2 protein-coding genes are annotated in these 2,165 nt (G+C 70.3%); one reads left to right on the forward strand and one right to left on the reverse strand.

Features of this window, described 5'->3' with window-relative positions; all coding sequences use genetic code 11:
- Positions 1-60 precede the first annotated feature (60 nt).
- Positions 61-1,290, reverse strand: a complete 1,230-nt coding sequence (locus ACFWGJ_RS43400) for an acyl-CoA dehydrogenase family protein (RefSeq protein WP_366786504.1) — start codon at positions 1,288-1,290, stop codon at positions 61-63.
- Positions 1,291-1,459: 169 nt separating this feature from the next.
- Between ACFWGJ_RS43400 and ACFWGJ_RS43405 the strand changes: the two genes are divergently transcribed.
- Positions 1,460-2,104: a TetR family transcriptional regulator gene (locus ACFWGJ_RS43405; protein ID WP_387334496.1), complete on the forward strand. Its 645-nt coding sequence runs from the start codon at positions 1,460-1,462 to the stop codon at positions 2,102-2,104.
- Positions 2,105-2,165: the final 61 nt, after the last annotated feature.

The raw sequence follows: 2,165 nt of genomic DNA on the forward strand, positions 1-2,165 counted from the left end.
CCTGGGCGCCAGGGGCGCGGGGAACTGCGCGCTCAGCCACGACGGACCCGCACCCGCCCACTACCGGATCGGCATGCCGGACAGCGTGCGGGCGATCACCAGCCGCTGGATCTCACTCGTGCCCTCGAAGATCGTGTAGATCGCCGCGTCCCGGTGCATCCGCTCGACGGGGTACTCCCGCGTGTACCCGTTCCCGCCGAGGATCTGGATCGCCTGCCCGGTCACCTTCTTCGCCGTCTCGCTGGCGAACAGCTTCGACATCGAGCCCTCCGCGGACGTGAACTGCTTCCCGCTCACCGCCATCCAGGAGGCCCGCCACACCAGCAGCCGCGCCGCGTCGATCGACGTACGCATGTCGGCGAGCTGGAAGGCCACGCCCTGGTTGTCGATGATCGGCCGCCCGAACTGCTCGCGCGTCTTCGCGTAGTCGAGGGCCACCTCGTACGCGGCGCGCGCGGTGCCGACCGCCATGGCGCCGACGGCCGGGCGGGAGGCCTCGAACGTGGCCATCGCCGCGTTCTTCAGGCGCTCGCCGCCTCCCGCCCTGGCCCGCTCACGGGCCCGGGCGAGGCGCTCGTCGAGCTTCTCCTTGCCGCCGAGCAGGCACGAGCCGGGAACGCGGACGTTCTCCAGGACGACCTCGGCGGTGTGCGAGGCGCGGATGCCGTGCTTCTTGAACTTCTGCCCCTGCGACAGACCGGGCGTGCCCAGCGGGACGATGAAGGACGCGTGGCCCTTGGAGCCCAGTTCGGAGTCCACGACCGCGACGACCACGTGCACGTTGGCGATGCCGCCGTTGGTCGCCCAGGTCTTCGTACCGTTGATGACCCACTCGTCCTTGGCCTCGTCGTACACGGCGCGTGTACGCATCGAGGCGACGTCGGAGCCGGCGTCGGGCTCGGAGGAGCAGAAGGCGGCGACCTTGACGTCGTTGGCGTCGCCGTACATTTGAGGGATCCAGGTGCCGATCTGCTCCTCGGTGCCGTTGGCGAGGACGCCCACCGCGGCGAGGCCGGTGCCGACGATCGACAGGGCGATGCCCGCGTCGCCCCAGAACAGTTCCTCCATGGCCATGGGGATGCCGAGGCCGGTGGGGTCGAAGTACTGCTGGGCGTAGAAGTCCAGGGAGTAGATGCCGACCTTCGCGGCCTCCTGGATGACCGGCCAGGGAGTCTCTTCCCGCTCGTCCCATTCGGCGGCCGCGGGGCGGATCACGTCGGCGGCGAAGCCGTGGATCCAGTCCCGCACCTCCTTCTGTTCGTCGTTGAGCTCCATGGTGAACTCGGCCATGTCCCCTCCAGCGCTGCACTCACGTGTTACTTGCGGTAACGGTAGCCTGTTACCGGTCAGTAGTAAAAGTCAACTCCCCGTTCCGGGTCGGCAGCCCGTTCGAGGCGGGGCCGGCGCATGGTGTTACGTTGCGCAGGCGTCACCGAATCAGCACGGGTGGGGAGAGATCATGGACACCACGCAGCGGACCGATCAGCAGAGGTCCGCCGACCGCCGACGGCGCGAGCTGCTGGAGGCCGCCGACCGGGTGGTGCTCCGCGACGGCCCGGGCGCTTCGATGAACGCCATCGCGGCGGAGGCGGGCATCACCAAGCCGATCCTTTACCGCCACTTCGGCGACAAGGGCGGACTCTACGCGGCCCTCGCCAAGCGGCACACCGACGCCCTCCTCGGAGCGCTGCGCGCCGCGCTCGACGCCCCCGCCGAGCGCCGGGAGCGCGTGGAGGCCACGCTCGACACCTACCTCGCGGCGATCGAGGCCCGGCCCCAGGTGTACCGCTTCCTCATGCACCCCTCCGAGGGCGGCCCGCAGAACGACCAGGGCTTCGACATGGGCGCGTACTCGTTCCCCCTCCTGCGGCGCATGGGCGAGGAGTTGGCCGACGTGATCGAGGAACGCGTCGATCTCGGCCCGAACAGCGAGCAGTTGGCCCGCGTCTGGGGCCACGGCATCGTCGGCATGATGCACGCCGCCGGCGACTGGTGGCTCGGCGAACGCCCCTGCGCCCGCGCCGAACTGGTGCAGGCCCTGGCCGACCTCCTCTGGGGCCGCCTGGCGGCAGCGGGCGACAAGGCGGGCGGCCCGGGCTTCTGACCGACGTTCATTTTTCGGGGGCCGCGGGCCCGTTCATGGGTGCGGGACGGTGGGGGTTGCC

It is taken from the genome of Streptomyces sp. NPDC060205, from assembly GCF_042728395.1.
In the GTDB taxonomy this organism is placed as follows: Bacteria; Actinomycetota; Actinomycetes; order Streptomycetales; family Streptomycetaceae; genus Streptomyces.